We start from the raw sequence: 14275 nt of genomic DNA on the forward strand, positions 1-14275 counted from the left end.
CGCTTCGCCGTCGGCCTCACGGCTTGGTCACTGGATCAGGTGCGCCCGGTGTGCCGTTAGATACCTGTGGGTAAATGTTGCTTACTCAACTAGTCGTGCTCCCATGACCGGACGGCCGTGGGACGGCTAGGGTTCTGACCCCGGACAGTCCCAGCCGGCTTCTGGGCTAGTGCAGGAGGGCAAGTGCCGCGCGAGCCGATGAACGTGGTCGACCGTGGCGCCGCTTGCCTGTTGGGCGGTGCGCTCGGCGATGCCCTTGGCGCGCCCATCCAGTACCTCGGGTGGACCGATATCCAACGAGACCACGGCCCCGAAGGTGTCCTGGAACCGCCGCGTCCCGCCTTGGTCACCGACGACACGCAGCTCACCCTGTTCACCGCGGACGGCTACCTGCGGGCGTGGGTGCGCGGGCAGCGCACCGGCGAGTGGGACCCGGTCGAGGTGGTGTGGCGGAGCTACCGGCGGTGGTTGATCACCCAGCAGGTGGCCGCGCCCGAACCGGGTGCGACCGGTCTGGTCGGCGACGAACGGCTGTACTCCAGCCGGTCCCCCGGCCTGACCTGCCTGCGCGCGCTGGCCGCCGACACGCCGCCGACGCCGGAGGCGCCGCACAACGAGTCCTCCGGCTGCAACGGCGTGACGCGGACCGCGCCGGCCGGGTTCGCGCCCAGCGCCGAGATCGCCTACGACCTGGGGTGCCGGTTCGCCGCGCTCACGCACGGCGGCACCGGTGGCTGGGTGTCCGGTGGGGCGTTCGCGCTGCTGATCCACCTGCTGGCGGTGAAGGGGCGGCCGATGCGGGAGGCCGTGGACCAGGTCATCGGACGGGTGCTGCGCGACGACCCGTACACGGCGAACACGCTGAACCGGGCCGTGGTGTTCGCCGACGAGCACAAGGCGCTCGGGTTCGACTCGGTGCGGGTCGACCGGCTGGGCAGCGGGTGGACCGGGCCGGAGGCGCTGGCGATCGCCGTGCACACGGTGCTGGTGTACCCGAAGCGGGCGCAGTTCGTGGACGCGCTGCGTGCGGCGGCCAACCACTCCGGTGGCAGTGACGCGACGGCGGCGTTGACCGGCAACATCCTCGGCGCCCTGCACGGCACGGCGGCGTTGCCCCGGGACTGGCTGGCGGGGCTGGAGCTGGTGGACCTGCTCACGCAGCTCGGCACGGACCTGGGACGTTCGGTGACGGGACAGGAGTTCGACTTCGCCCGGTACTCGTGAGACGGCGGAAGCCGGCCTCGGCACGCACGTTCCCGAATGCGTGCGACCGAGGCCGGCTCTCCACGCGATCAGCGGTGGGACACGCCCCGAGCGCGGAACCCGGCTGACCTGCCGTAGAGCGGGAAACCCGTGGACGGAACCGTAGCAGAGCGCATATGCGCGGTCACAGGCGGCCCACCCTTAACAACCGGCCCATGCTTAACAAGCGGCCCACCCTTAACAACGTGAAGCGGTGGTGCACCATCGTCCAAGTGGCGCTCGGACGGGAAGCGATCATGCGGACGTACCGGGATGGTGCCCGAGTCCTGTCCGGCCTGCGCCTGTCCCGGTTCGGCTAGTGCCCGCCGGCATCCGAGCGGTCACCCAACTACTGATCGCCCTCGACGCGGACCCGAACGCACACAACGTCGGCGACCTGGCCGTTCAAGCAGTCCGCCAAGCACCACCGCCCACCCCCGACACCGCCGACGCCCTGGCCGAACTGTCCGAAGTAGCGGGCTGGATCCTCTTCGAGGAGGAACGCCAACCCGAAGCCCACCACCACAACCTCACCGCACTAGCCCTGGCCCGCACGGCAGGCAACCGCGACCTGGAAACCCTCACCCTGCTCACCATGTCGATGCAACGCGCCCACGTCGGCAGACTCACCGAAGCCCTCCACCTGGCCGACCACGGCGAATCCACCACCACCTCGCCCCGCGTCCGAGCCATGTTCGCCCTCCGCCGGGCCCGCGCCTACTCCCGAATGCGCCTGACCTCACCGGCCCTACGCGCCCTGGACCAATCCCGCGCAGCACTGGAAGACGACCCATCGGCCCCACCGTGGGCATGGTGGATCGACGAGAGCGAACTGCTGGCCCACCACGGCGCAGTCCTGGCCAACCTGGGCCGCCTACCCGAAGCCCTCCCCCTGCTCCCCGACAACCCCGGCCCCCGCTTCCGGGAAGTCGTAAGAGCCATGCGCTTCCGCACCCTCGTCGCACTGGGCGAATGGACCGCCCCACAACCAACCTTCACCAGCCCGAGAGCCCGACGAACCGCTCAACTCTCGTCACGTCATCAACCCGCCCCCGACGGACCCGCCACCGGCCGACGAGGCTCGATTTGACATGGGTTCGGGTGCCATAGGCTGGCCGTAAGGGCCCCATGTCAAATCGAGCCGGACCAACCCAAGAGCTACAGCCTTCAGCGCAAACCGGCGTCAACGCCCGAATCAGCCCGCGACCGGTGCGCCGGCAACCGGCAGCCCGGCGGTCCGGTGCACTCCATGTTCTGCGTCCACCGCGAACACCTCGCAGCCCTCCTGGGTGGCGGCCCACTCGATGCCCTCGACACCCATCGCGAAAGCCGCCGTGGCGGTGGCGTCGGCGACGGTCAGGGTCGGCGCGACGACGGTCAGGCTCAGCAGGTCGGTGACCGGCAGCCCGGTGCGGCCGTCGAGGATGTGATCGCCCCGCTCGTACCGGGCGGAAGTCGCCACGGCTTGGGACGTCACCTCCAAGACCGTGCAGAACCGGTCCGCTTCCACCGGGTGGCGCACGCCCACCCGCCACGGCCCACCCGCCGTGACCACGTCACCACCCGCGTTGATCACGAACCGAGTGACACCGGCGGCCGTCAACAAATCGGCCGCACGTTGCACCGCCCAGCCCTTGACCACGGCGCACGGGTCGAGGCCCCGCCCCGGAATGCGGGCGCTGAACGCACCACCGGTGGCCCGCTCGTAGTACGAGCACAGGTCCAGCACATAGGCCAGATCCGGGCTGAGCCCGTTCGGGGCGGGCTCAGCCCGGTCCAGTCGGGACACCTCGCTGTCGGACCGGAACGGGCTGAACCGGGCGTCTGCCTCGCGCAGCCACTCGAAGGCCCGGTCCACCGCAGCGGGGTCCCCGTCTCTCAGGTCGACCGAGATCGGGAAGCCCATGACGTGCTCGACCCGGCGCACTAGTCGCCCTTCGCGTCGATCGCGGCCTGGAGCGACTGGACGTACGCCCCGCTGGTCGTGGTCGCGCCGGACACCGTGTCCACGTCGGCGCTCTGCGCGTCCAGCGTCTCCTGCACCAGCACCGGCACGGCCTTCTTGGTCGGCGCGCTGTTGGGCTGCTTGACCATGGTCACCTTGGTGATCACGTCACCCTCGAACGTCAACTGCACCTGCACGTCGCCGTAGCTGGTGCGGACCAGGGAACCGGTCACGGTCTTGACAGCGGCAGCGGGCGCCTCGGTCGCGCCCGGCGCTTGCGACGTCGCGGGAGCTTCGGACGTCCCGGGAGCCTCGGTAGCCGCCGGGGCTTCCGCAGCGGCCACCGTCTCCGGCTCGGCCTCGAACCGCCACAGCGGCACCACCCCGGCGATGGTCAACAACAGGATCGGAACAGCTCGCTTCACCACGTCCCCCTCAACCGGCCAGGCTGAAACGCTCGGCGTGCACCTGGTGCTTCGGCACACCCAGGTCCCGCATGGTCTTCAACACCGCGTTCGTCATCCCGGGCGGCCCGCACACGTACACGTCCCGGTCCCGCACGTCCGGCACCGCGCGCCCGACAGCGTCCGGCCCCAACGGCGCCCGGTCCGACGGCCCGGTCACCACGTGCAGCACCGCGCCCCGCGCGTGCGCCAACCCACGCATCTCGTGCAGCAACACCGCGTCCTCCGGCCGCGTCACCCGGTAGATCACCACGACGTGCCCGCGCAGTTCCTCCAACAGCGCCCGCACCGGCGTGACCCCGACCCCACCGGCCACCAGCAACGTGTTCGGTCGCGTCTGGTGCAGAGTCGTGAACGCCCCGTACGGGCCCTCGGCGAACACCCGCGTCCCGACCTTCACCGACCGCAGCGCCGCGCTACCCGGCCCCAACGCCTTGGCGGTCAACCGCAGCGACCGGCCGTCCGGGGCCGCCGACAGCGAGAACGGGTTCGCCTGCCACCACCGGTCCTTGGTCAGGAACCGCCACAGGAAGAACTGCCCCGCCCGCGCGGGCAGCTTGTCCAGGTGCTTCCCGGTGATGTGGATCGACACCACGTTCCCCGACTCCGGCACGACCGCCGCGACCCGCAGCTGGTGCCGGAGGTTGCGCCACAACGGCAACCCGAGCCGCCCGACGAACACCGCGCCGAGCGCGAAACCCCACACGCCCCACCAGTAGGCCGTCGCGAACGACGACGCGGTGAACGTCGGCCCGACCGCCACCTGGTGCGAGAACGCCAGCACCACCGCCACGTACGTGTAGAGGTGGACGAAGTGCCACGTCTCGTAGGCCATCCGCCGCCGGGCGAACCGCGCCGACACCGCGCCGACCACGATGATCAGCGCCAGCGCCACGATCGCCCGCAGGATGCCGTCGATGGTCGTCGCCATCGTCACCAGCTCGTCCACCGGCGGCAGTTCCGTCACCTGCGCGTACCCGAGCGTGATGAACACGGCGTGGGTGAGCAGCGTCCACAGCAGCGAGAAGCCGACCCAGCGGTGCCAGGACGTCAGCCGGTCCATGCCGAGCCGCCGGTCCAGCCACGGCAGCCGGGCCACCAGGAGCAGCTGGAACGCCATCAGCAGCGCCCCGTACAGCCCGGCGAGCCTGCCGATCAGGATCAACGCGTTGACGGAGAGACCGGCCTGGAAGAACAGCACGGTGACCAGCAAGACGTTCGCGGCCAACGCGGCGAACAGGCCGGCGCGGGCCGCCGCTTTGGGACGCACTGACGGCCGGCGCTCGACCGGCGCCGAAACCTGGATGGTTGTTGTCACGGGTGGCACTCCTCCTCGATGTGGGCCCACATCGAGGTGGGTGTCCGTCGTCGAGCCTGGTGGGTGGACCTGTGCGCGGCCTGTCACGAACCTGTCGAGTCGCTGTTGATGCGTCCGGGGGCGGTGGATCGCCTCGCCCGCCGGATGGCCGGTAGCGCACCATGGACACGTGGACAAGGGCACTTCGGTTCGACTGCTCGTGGTGGACGACGAACCGCACATCGCGGACCTGGTGGCGACCGTTGCCCGGTACGAGGGCTGGCAGGCCGTCACCGCGGGCAGCGGTGAGGCGGCGCTGCGAGCCGCCTCCGACTTCCACCCGGACATCGTGGTGCTCGACCTGATGCTGCCCGACCTGGACGGCTTCACCGTGCTGGACCGGCTGCGGTCGGCGGGCGCGATGGTGCCGGTGGTGTTCCTCACCGCCCGCGACGGCACCGCCGACCGGGTCGCGGGCCTCACCCGCGGCGGTGACGACTACCTGGTCAAGCCGTTCTCGGTGGAGGAGCTGATGGCCCGGCTGCGGGCCGTGCTGCGGCGGTCGACCGGTCCGACGTGGAAGCGGTCGGTGCTCAAGGTGCACGATCTGGCGATGGACGAGGACACCCGCGAGGTGCGGCGGGGCAGTCGGCTGGTCACGCTCACGCCGACCGAGTACGAGCTGCTGCGCTACCTGATGCGCCGCTCGCCCGCGGTGTTGACGAAGGCGCAGATCCTCGACCACGTGTGGGAGTACGACTTCGGCGGCCGGTCCAACGTGGTCGAACTGGTCGTCTCGCACCTGCGGCGCAAGCTCGACGACGGCGCCGAGCCGTTGATCCACACCGTCCGCGGCGTGGGCTACGTGCTGCGGCGAGCCGCGGAGTGAGATTCCGGAAGCTGAGCCTGGGCACCCGCCTGGCCCTGGGGCTGGGCGCGCTCGCGTTGGCGGTGTTCGCGGTCGTCGGCACGGTGATGGCGCAGAGCATGGAGGAGTACCTGGCCCGCCGGCTGGACGCGCAGATGGAGACCACCCAGGTCTCAGTGAAGAAGAACTACGCCGGCACCGGCACGATCAAGGGCGCCGCCTACGGCTGGTACTCGGTCATCTACGAGATCCGCGACGGGCAGGCGCAGCCCAAGAACCCCGACGACCTGCCGGAGGACGCCGACGATTTCGCCGCGGTGGCGTTGCAGGTCAACGGGTACGACCCGGTGTACCAGACCGAGTACCTGAAGGGCGACGGCACGTACCGGCTGCGCGGGTGCGGTGTGTCCGACGGGGTCGTGCTGGTCACCGCGGCGCCGATGAACGACATCTCCACCACCGTGCGGCAGCTGGTGCTGGTGGAGGTGGCCACGTTCCTGCTCGCGTTGATCGCGTTCGTGGCGATCGGGCGGGCGGTGCTGCGGCGCGGGCTGCAGCCGTTGAGCGACATGGCCCGGACCGCGCACGACATCACGTCGCACGACCTGACCGACTCGGCCCGGCTGCCGGTGCGCGCCGAAGGCGGCAACGGCGGCGTGGAGGTCGAGGAGCTGCGCACCGCGTTCAACACGATGCTGGACCACATCGACACGTCGCTCGCCGCCCGTACCGCCGCCGAGCTGAGGTTGCGGCGGTTCATCGCGGACGCCTCGCACGAGCTGCGCACCCCGTTGACCTCGATCCGGGGTTACGCGGACCTGTTCCGGTACGCGGCGGCGAACGCGCCGGCGGAACGCGAGGCGCACCTGGAGAAGCTGCGGTCGGAGGCGTCGCGGATGAGCGTGCTGCTGGACGACCTGCTGCTGCTCGCCCGGCTCGACTCCGCCGAGGTGGAGGCGCCGCTGCGGGTGACCGAGGGCGATCTGGCGGCGTTGGCACGGGAGGCGGCGGACGCGTTCCGCGTGGCCCGCCCGTCGCACCCGCTGACCGTGACCGTGCCGGACGAGCCGGTTTTGCTGGCGTTCGACCCGTTGCGGCTGCGGCAGGTCATGGACAACCTGCTCACCAACGCCGCCGTGCACACGCCGGCCGGCACGTCGGTGTCGCTGTCGGTCTCGGCGGACGCGCAGTCGGCCGTGCTGCGGGTCGGCGACGCCGGTCCCGGCATCCCGGAGGCCGACCAGGCCCGCATCTTCGACCGCTTCTACCGGGTGGACGGCTCCCGCACCCGTGATCGCGGTGGCAGCGGGCTCGGGTTGGCGGTGGTGCACTCGCTGGTCGTCGCGCACGGCGGCACGGTGGAGCTGACCAGCCGACCGGGCTCGACCGTCTTCACGGTGCAGCTCCCCCGCTAGCCGCACTACCCCCGCGAGCCCCCGGTGGAAGGCCGTCCACCCGGGGCATCCGCCTAGGCCATCCGCCCACCCCGGCACGGTCATGAGCCGTTCGCCGCACGTGATCCGGTGTGAAGTTGGGCTGCTCGGACCGTACTCGGGCCCGGACGTCCGCATCCGCCTGATGTGCCCGGGACATCCCCCGTCCCGGGCACCCGGACCCTGGTCCGGCAGCACGAGCGGAAAGAGATCCACTGATGCATCCCTTTCTCAGACGCGGCGCGCTGTTAGCCGTCGCGGCACTGGCCGCGTCCGCCGTCCAACTCGTCCCCGCCGTCTCGGCGGCACCCGCACCCGCCCCCGCACCGGCCGCCGAAACCCGTTGCGGCCCGCTCGACGTCGCGTTCGTCCTGGACGACACCGGCAGCATGGGCGGCACGATCAACAACCTGAAGGCCGGCGTCAACTCGATCGTCAACGACGTGGTCACCGCGTCCGGCGGCGACTACCAGTTGGCCCTGGTGACGTTCAAGGACAACATCACCATCCACAACAACCTCGCCCCCGGCAACGCGGGCCCGGTGACGAACTACATCACCAACACCCTGGCCGCCAGTGGTGGCAGCAACGAGCCCGAGGCGTCCGACGAGGCGCTGAACACCGTGATCAACAACCTGCCCGCCGCCGGCCGTCCGCAGAACGTGAACTTCAACGGCGTGTGGCGGTCCAACGCGACGAAGTTCGTCGTCCTGGTGACCGACGCCAGGCCGGGCGGGTTCGACGACGTCCACGCCGCCGTCGACGTGGCGAACGCCTCCGCCCGCGCGAACAACGCGGTGACGGCCGGGATCAAGATCTCGGCGGTGTACGTGCCGACGTCCCCGACCTACAGCGCCACGATCACCCCGATCATGCAGAACTACGCCACCACGACCGGTGGGTCGTACGTGCAGGCGGCGTCCGACGGCACCGGCACGGCGACCGCCATCCGGCAGTTCCTGGCCGACTGCAAGCAGACCGACGTGTTCATGCACGACCAGTCGTCGGACACCGGCGTCGAGCCCAACCCGAACGGCTCGATCTGGCAGAGCCCGGACATCAAGGTGTGCCCCGGTGTCGCGGACTGCGCCGCCGGGTTCCAGCCGGTCGTCACCGCGACGAACTACGTCCACGTGCGACTGAACAACCCCGGCCCGTACGGCAGCGGGCCCGGTCTGGGGACGTTGAAGGTCTACTGGACGGCCGCCGGCGGCTCGGCCCAGTGGCCGGCCGACTGGAACCCCATCGGCCAGCAGTCGCTGACGGTGCCGGCGGGCGTGACCGTGGTGAAGATCCCGTGGGTGAACGTGCCCGGTCCGGGGCACTTCTGCCTGCTGGCGCGGTGGGTCTCGGCGACCGACCCGATGACGTTCGCCGAGGGCCTCAACACGGCCCTGAACGCGAAGAACAACAACAACATCGCGTGGCGCAACGTCCAGACCGTGCGGACGAAGCCGACCCTGCCCGCGACGTCGTGGTTCACCCTGGGCAACGCCACCGGCAAGCCGATCAAGTCGGACCTGGTGGTGACCGGAGTGAAGCCGCTGCCCGGCACCGTGGTGATCGACCTCGGGCCGCGCCTGTTCGAGCGCTGGCGGGCCACCGGTGGCGCCGGTGAGGGCGTGAAGCCGGTGGGCGGGACGCGGGTGCAGGTGGACGCGCAGCGGGCCGTGCTGCACGGGCTGGTCATCGAGCCCGGTGAGCGGTTCACCACAGAACTGACGTTCACGCCCGGCGAGGGCACCGAGGGCGGCGAGTTCGTGACGAACGTGGTGCAGTTCGCGGACGGTGAGGACCTGGGCGGCGTGGCCTACCGGGTGATCGTGGAACGGGGCTAGTCCCCGGCCACCGGTCGCGGCCCGTGCCCCCTCACGGGCCGCGACCACCTCCCCGGCGAACCTCCCCCACGCGACCAGGCGGAACGGGCTGACACACGCGGCCGTTTCAGTCCGCCCGCAGATCGGTGATCCGGCGGGTCAGGTGGCGGCGTTCGGCCTCGGTGGGCGCCAGTGCCCGCGCCTGCCCGTAGGCGGCCAGCGCCTCGGTGGTCCGGCCCAGGCGTCGCAGCAGGTCGGCGCGGGTCGCGGGGAGCAGATGACCGTTCGACTCGTGCGCGAGCCCGTCCACCAGCGCCAGGCCCGCCGCCGGACCGTCCGCCATCGCCACGGCGACCGCCCGGTTGAGCCGCACCACCGGTGACGGCACGAGCTTGGCCAACTCGCCGTAGAGCAGCGCGATCTGCGGCCAGTCCGTGTCCGCCGCCCGCGCCGCCGTGGCGTGGCACGCGGCGATCGCGGCCTGCACCTGGTACGGACCCGGCCGCCCCCGCCGCAACGCCGCGTCCAGCAGCGCGACGCCCTCCTCGATCCGCTCGCCGTCCCACCGCGCCCGGTCCTGCTCCGCCAACGGCACCAGGTCACCCGCACCGTCGAACCGCGCCGCCCGACGTGAGTCCTGCAACAGCGTCAGGGCGAGAAGCCCCACCGCCTCCGGCTCGTCGGGCATCAGGTCGACCAACGTGCGGGCGAGCCGGATCGCCTCCGCGCACAGGTCCGGCCGCAGCAGGTCGGCGCCCCCGCTCGCCGAGTACCCCTCGTTGAACAGCAGGTACAGCACTCCCAGCACGCCACCGGTCCGTTCGGGCAGCAGGTGGGCGGGCGGCACCCGGTACGGGACGCGGGCGTTGCGGATCTTCTGCCGCGCCCGCACCAGCCGCTTCGCCATCGTCGCCTCCGGCACCAGGAACGCCCGCGCGATCTCGGCCGTGGTCAACCCGGTGACGGTGTGCAGGGTGAGCGCGACCCGGGCCTCCAACGTCAACGCCGGGTGGCAGCACGTGAAGATCAACCGCAGCAGGTCGTCACCGATGTCGTCCTGATCGACATCGACATCGACGTGGACGTCGTCATCCGCCACCGTCACCACCTCGCGCAGTTTCGCCGCCTCCACGGTCGACCGCCGCAACCGGTCCAGTGCCCGGTTCCGGGCGGTCGTGGTGAGCCACGCGCCGGGACGGCGGGGGACGCCTTCGCAGGGCCAGTGCTCCAGCGCCCGCGCGAAGGCGTCCTGCACGCACTCCTCGGCAAGGTCCCAGTCACCGGTGAGGCGGATCAGCGTGGCCACGATCCGCCCCCGCTCGGCCCGGAACAGTTCCGCGACGGCGGCCTCGACCCTCGCCTCGTGAGCCCCGCCGGTCACCCCGTCACCCCGGTCACCCGGTCACTCCGCGAACGGCCGGATCTCGACCGACCCGAACCGCGCGCACGGGTGCCGCGACGCGATCCGGATCGCCTCGTCCAGGTCGGCGCAGTCGACGATGTCGTAGCCCACGATGTGCTCCTTGGTCTCGGCGAACGGCCCGTCGCTCAGCAGCACCTCGTCACCACGCGTGCGCACGGTCGTGGCGTCCTGGATCGACCGCAACTGCGATCCGTCCAGCCGCTTGCCTTCGACCTCGTCCAGCCACTGCTCGATCGTCGGGTCGCCCTCGGTCGGCTCGATGGTGTCGTCGACGCAGATCAGCAGCATGTACTTCATCGGTCACTCCCGTCGTCCGGTGCATTGCACCACTACGACGAACGGGAACCGCCCCGAAGGACACCCGCGTTGAGCGCCACACAGGTCGGGGCCACCGGTGGACGGCCGGCCGAGGCCCGGACCGAGACCCGCTATGATCATGAAACTATCCTCTGACCAGGGTTTTCCCGGCCAGGGATAGTTGGTGTGGAGCCGGTGGCGGGACTTGAACCCGCAACCTTTCGCTTACAAGGCGAGTGCTCTGCCAATTGAGCTACACCGGCATGGCCCGGAGGCCTGGAACATCGTAAGCGCCCGCACGGGATGCTTCCTGCGGCGAACGGTCTGCTCCTGGTGCGCCCGCATTGGTCCATCCGGAGGTCACCGGTACCGTCCGGGTGGCCCTGCGAACCCGTAAACCGCTGGCCAACGGTATCAACAGTACTGAACGGACAGTGATCAAGTCACCTGGTTTGGGTACCTCGTCCGGGGGTGGCGCATGACACAGCCTCGAATGTGAAACGGTCGGGCGTGGCGGCCATGCGACCGGAGGAGGTGGCGCCGGGTGCGGTTGTGGCGTCGGCGGTACGAACACACCGAGCAGGCACGACCGGTCGAAGGGCCGTCCCTTCCGGACGATTCGACCGTCCACCTCGTACTCGACCTGGCGCTGCGGGTCGGTGAGGCGCAGATGGCCGGCGGGGCGGGCGCGGCCGACGTGACCGCCACCATCCTGGCCGTGACGAACGCCTACGGACTGCCGCACACCGAGGTGGACGTGATCTACACGTCGATCACCGTCTCCTGCCACCGCGGCACGGACGCCCCGCCCGTCACGTTGATGCGCGTGGTGCGCGGCCGCAGCGTCGACTACACCCGGCTCGCCGCCGTGGAGCGGCTGATCCGGCGGATCACCGCGGACCAGACCCCGGCCACCGAGGCGTACGCCGAGATCGACCGGATCAGCCGTGCCGACCACCCGTACCCGCGCTGGGTGGCGACGCTGGCGTGGGCGGGCATGGCGGGCGCGGTGGCGTTCCTGGTCGGCGGTGGGCCCCTGCTGGCCGCGACGGCGGCCGTCGTCACGGCGTTGATCGACCGGGTCGGGCGGCTGCTGAACCGGCGTCGGCTGCCGTTCTTCTTCCAGCAGGTCGTCGGCGGCGCCCTGGCCACCTCCGTCGCGGTCGCGATGTACGCGACCGACCTGCTGCCCAGCGTGCGGCCGTCCCTGCTGATCGCCACCGGGATCGTGGTGCTGCTGTCCGGCCTGTCGCTGGTCGGCACCGTGCAGGACGCCATCACCGGCTACAACGTCACCGCCGCCGGCCGCACGGTGGAGGTCGGCCTGCTCACCGCGGGCCTCATCGCGGGCATCGCGCTGGCCCTGCGCGCCGGCGTGCAGCTGGGCGTGCGGACGAACGTCACCGATCCCCTGCCGCCGCTGATCTCGGACGTCCCGATGCAGTTCGCGGCGGGTGCGGCCACCTCCGCGTTCTTCGCCCTGGCCAGTTACGCGCCGCCGCGGGCCCTGCCGATGGCCGCGGCGGCGGGCGCGGTCGGCACGACCAGCTACGGCCTGCTCGCGCTGGTCGGCATGAACACCATCACCAGCGCCGCCGTCGCGGCCACCGTGGTCGGTTTCGGCGGCAAGATCGTGTCCCGCCGGCTGCGGATGCCGCCGTTGCTCGTCGCGGTGGCCGGCATGGTGCCGCTGCTGCCCGGCTGGACCACGTACCGGGCCCTCTACCAGCTGACAGCGGAGGGTGACGCCGCCGGCCTGTCCACCCTCGTGCTGGCCGCCGGCACCGCGCTCGCGCTGGCGAGCGGCGTCGTACTGGGTGAACATTTGGGACGTCCGGTCCGCTCCGGCCTGGGCCGCCTCAGGGCCCGTTCCCGGAGGTGACCTCTGAACACGGGCTTTCCACGTGAGATGGCCCACCTGACGAGCTTTCGTCAAGTCAACACTGTGTGACGGGGGCGACGACAGGGCATTCAACCTGCGGTTTCCCACTAACCTCAACGGTGGGCGAGACGAATCCCTTAGGAGGCGCTACCCGGTGAGCAGCATTGGCGAGAACGGCGCGGATTTCCTGGTCGTGGCCAACCGCCTACCGGTTGACCTGGAGCGCCTGCCGGACGGCACCCAGCGCTGGAAGCACAGCCCCGGTGGCCTGGTCACCGCTCTGGAACCGTTCCTGCGCACGCACAGCGGCGCGTGGATCGGCTGGCCCGGCGTCGCGGACGCCGAAGTGGACGCGTTCGAGGAGGACGGCCTCCAGCTACACCCGGTGACGTTGAGCGCCACCGAGGTCGCCGACTACTACGAGGGCTTCTCCAACGGCACCCTCTGGCCGCTCTACCACGACGTGGTCGCGCCGCCCGCGTTCCACCGGCGCTGGTGGAACGCCTACGTGCGGGTCAACCAGCGCTTCGCCGACGTGACCGCGAAGGTGGCCGCGCAGGGCGCCACGGTGTGGGTGCAGGACTACCAGCTGCAGCTGGTCCCGGCGATGCTGCGGGAGCTGCGCCCGGACCTGCGGATCGGCTTCTTCCTGCACATCCCGTTCCCGCCGGTGGAGCTGTTCATGCAGCTGCCGTGGCGCACGGAGATCATCCGCGGCCTGCTGGGCGCGGACCTGGTCGGCTTCCACCGGCCCGGCGGCGCGCAGAACTTCCTGTGGCTGGCCCGGCGCTTGGTGGGCCTGGAACCCAGCCGCGGCGCGGTCGGCGTGCGCACCCGGCCCGGTGTGGTCCAGGTCGGCGATAGGACTGTCCGCGTCGGGGCATTCCCGATCTCTATCGACTCGGCCGGCCTCGACGCGCTGGCCCGCGACAAAGAGGTCCAAAAACACGCGAAACAAATTCGCGAAGACCTCGGGAATCCGAAGAAGATCCTGCTCGGCGTGGACCGCCTCGACTACACCAAGGGCATCGACGTGCGCCTGCGCGCGCTGTACGAGCTCCTGGCCGACGGCCGCGTCGACCCGAGCGAAGTCACCATGGTCCAGCTCGCCACACCCAGCCGGGAACGCGTCGAGCACTACAAGCAGATGCGCGGCGAGATCGAGCAGGCCGTCGGCCGGATCAACGGCGAGTTCTCCACCGTCGGCCACCCCGTGGTGCACTACCTGCACCAATCGGTGAACCGGCGCGAGCTGACCGCGTTCATGACCGCCGCGGACGTCATGGTCGTGACTCCGGTGCGTGACGGGATGAACCTGGTCTGCAAGGAGTACGTCGCCACCCGCTACGACCTCGGCGGCGCGCTGGTGCTCTCCGAGTTCGCCGGCGCGGCGGCCGAACTCACGAGCGCGTTCCTGGTCAACCCGCACGACCTGGACGGCGTCAAAAACGCCTTGGATGCAGCCCTCACGCTGGATCCGGCAGAAGGCCGCCGTAGGATGCGCGCGCTGCGCCGCCAAGTCCTCACGCACGACGTCGACCGCTGGGCTCGATCGTTTCTTGATGCCTTGGGCACGCAGACCACGGTCTGATCAGCTTCTGAATCAG

At 70.7% G+C, this 14275-nt stretch carries 12 protein-coding genes and 1 tRNA gene; 7 read left to right on the forward strand and 6 right to left on the reverse strand.

Going from position 1 to position 14275, the window contains the following annotated elements; all coding sequences use genetic code 11:
* The first annotated feature begins 183 nt into the window (after positions 1-183).
* Both ALI22I_RS36905 and ALI22I_RS36910 read left to right on the forward strand, forming a co-directional pair.
* Positions 184-1224 (forward strand): ADP-ribosylglycohydrolase family protein, encoded by a 1041-nt coding sequence (locus ALI22I_RS36905; RefSeq protein WP_077010244.1) that lies wholly within the window; start codon positions 184-186, stop codon positions 1222-1224.
* 337 nt (positions 1225-1561) lie between these two features.
* The gene (locus ALI22I_RS36910) at positions 1562-2332 is read left to right on the forward strand and encodes a hypothetical protein (protein ID WP_077010245.1); all 771 of its coding nucleotides are present in this window, start codon (positions 1562-1564) and stop codon (positions 2330-2332) included.
* A gap of 105 nt (positions 2333-2437) precedes the next feature.
* Here the strand turns inward: ALI22I_RS36910 and ALI22I_RS36915 are convergent, their stop codons facing one another.
* From ALI22I_RS36915 to ALI22I_RS36925, 3 genes are read right to left on the reverse strand one after another with little or no spacing between them, the layout of a single operon-like run.
* Positions 2438-3169, reverse strand: coding sequence for an FAD:protein FMN transferase (locus ALI22I_RS36915; protein ID WP_077010246.1), 732 nt, complete (start codon positions 3167-3169; stop codon positions 2438-2440).
* Positions 3169-3612 (reverse strand): FMN-binding protein, encoded by a 444-nt coding sequence (locus ALI22I_RS36920; RefSeq protein WP_077011108.1) that lies wholly within the window; start codon positions 3610-3612, stop codon positions 3169-3171. Before ALI22I_RS36920 ends, ALI22I_RS36915 begins: the two co-directional genes overlap by 1 nt.
* 10 nt (positions 3613-3622) lie before the next feature.
* Positions 3623-4969: a ferredoxin reductase family protein gene (locus ALI22I_RS36925; RefSeq protein ID WP_077010247.1), complete on the reverse strand. Its 1347-nt coding sequence runs from the start codon at positions 4967-4969 to the stop codon at positions 3623-3625.
* 169 nt (positions 4970-5138) lie between these two features.
* Here ALI22I_RS36925 and ALI22I_RS36930 point away from each other — a divergent pair, with 169 nt between their 5' ends.
* The 3 genes from ALI22I_RS36930 (at position 5139) to ALI22I_RS36940 (ending at position 9087) form a co-directional block, all read left to right on the forward strand.
* On the forward strand, positions 5139-5837 hold the full coding sequence (locus ALI22I_RS36930; protein ID WP_077010248.1) for a response regulator transcription factor: 699 nt from the start codon (positions 5139-5141) through the stop codon (positions 5835-5837).
* Complete coding sequence (locus ALI22I_RS36935) at positions 5834-7231, forward strand: sensor histidine kinase (protein WP_077010249.1); 1398 nt, start codon at positions 5834-5836, stop codon at positions 7229-7231. Before ALI22I_RS36930 ends, ALI22I_RS36935 begins: the two co-directional genes overlap by 4 nt.
* A gap of 236 nt (positions 7232-7467) precedes the next feature.
* Positions 7468-9087, forward strand: a complete 1620-nt coding sequence (locus ALI22I_RS36940) for a vWA domain-containing protein (protein WP_077010250.1) — start codon at positions 7468-7470, stop codon at positions 9085-9087.
* Positions 9088-9193: 106 nt separating this feature from the next.
* Here the strand turns inward: ALI22I_RS36940 and ALI22I_RS36945 are convergent, their stop codons facing one another.
* The 3 genes from ALI22I_RS36945 to ALI22I_RS36955 all read right to left on the reverse strand — a co-directional run bounded on the left by ALI22I_RS36945 (position 9194) and on the right by ALI22I_RS36955 (position 11049).
* Complete coding sequence (locus ALI22I_RS36945; RefSeq protein WP_077010251.1) at positions 9194-10447, reverse strand: RNA polymerase sigma factor; 1254 nt, start codon at positions 10445-10447, stop codon at positions 9194-9196.
* Between the two features lie 21 nt (positions 10448-10468).
* Complete coding sequence (locus tag ALI22I_RS36950) at positions 10469-10786, reverse strand: YciI family protein (protein ID WP_077010252.1); 318 nt, start codon at positions 10784-10786, stop codon at positions 10469-10471.
* A 187-nt stretch (positions 10787-10973) separates the two neighbouring features.
* Positions 10974-11049, reverse strand: a tRNA-Thr gene (locus tag ALI22I_RS36955).
* A 281-nt stretch (positions 11050-11330) separates the two neighbouring features.
* Between ALI22I_RS36955 and ALI22I_RS36960 the strand changes: the two genes are divergently transcribed.
* Positions 11331-12668 (forward strand): threonine/serine ThrE exporter family protein, encoded by a 1338-nt coding sequence (locus ALI22I_RS36960; protein WP_077010253.1) that lies wholly within the window; start codon positions 11331-11333, stop codon positions 12666-12668.
* Positions 12669-12822: 154 nt separating this feature from the next.
* A complete protein-coding gene (locus ALI22I_RS36965; RefSeq protein WP_077010254.1) occupies positions 12823-14259 on the forward strand; it encodes an alpha,alpha-trehalose-phosphate synthase (UDP-forming) in 1437 nt (478 codons plus the stop codon).
* Positions 14260-14275: the final 16 nt, after the last annotated feature.

It is taken from the genome of Saccharothrix sp. ALI-22-I (assembly GCF_001984175.1).
Taxonomy (GTDB): domain Bacteria; phylum Actinomycetota; class Actinomycetes; order Mycobacteriales; family Pseudonocardiaceae; genus Actinosynnema.

Bases quoted from the DNA above. Each gene is read 5' to 3' on its own strand.
- ALI22I_RS36950 (WP_077010252.1), bottom strand. From the start codon at position 10,786: ATGAAGTACATGCTGCTGATCTGCGTCGACGACACCATCGAGCCGACC.
- ALI22I_RS36940 (WP_077010250.1), top strand. From the start codon at position 7,468: ATGCATCCCTTTCTCAGACGCGGCGCGCTGTTAGCCGTCGCGGCACTG.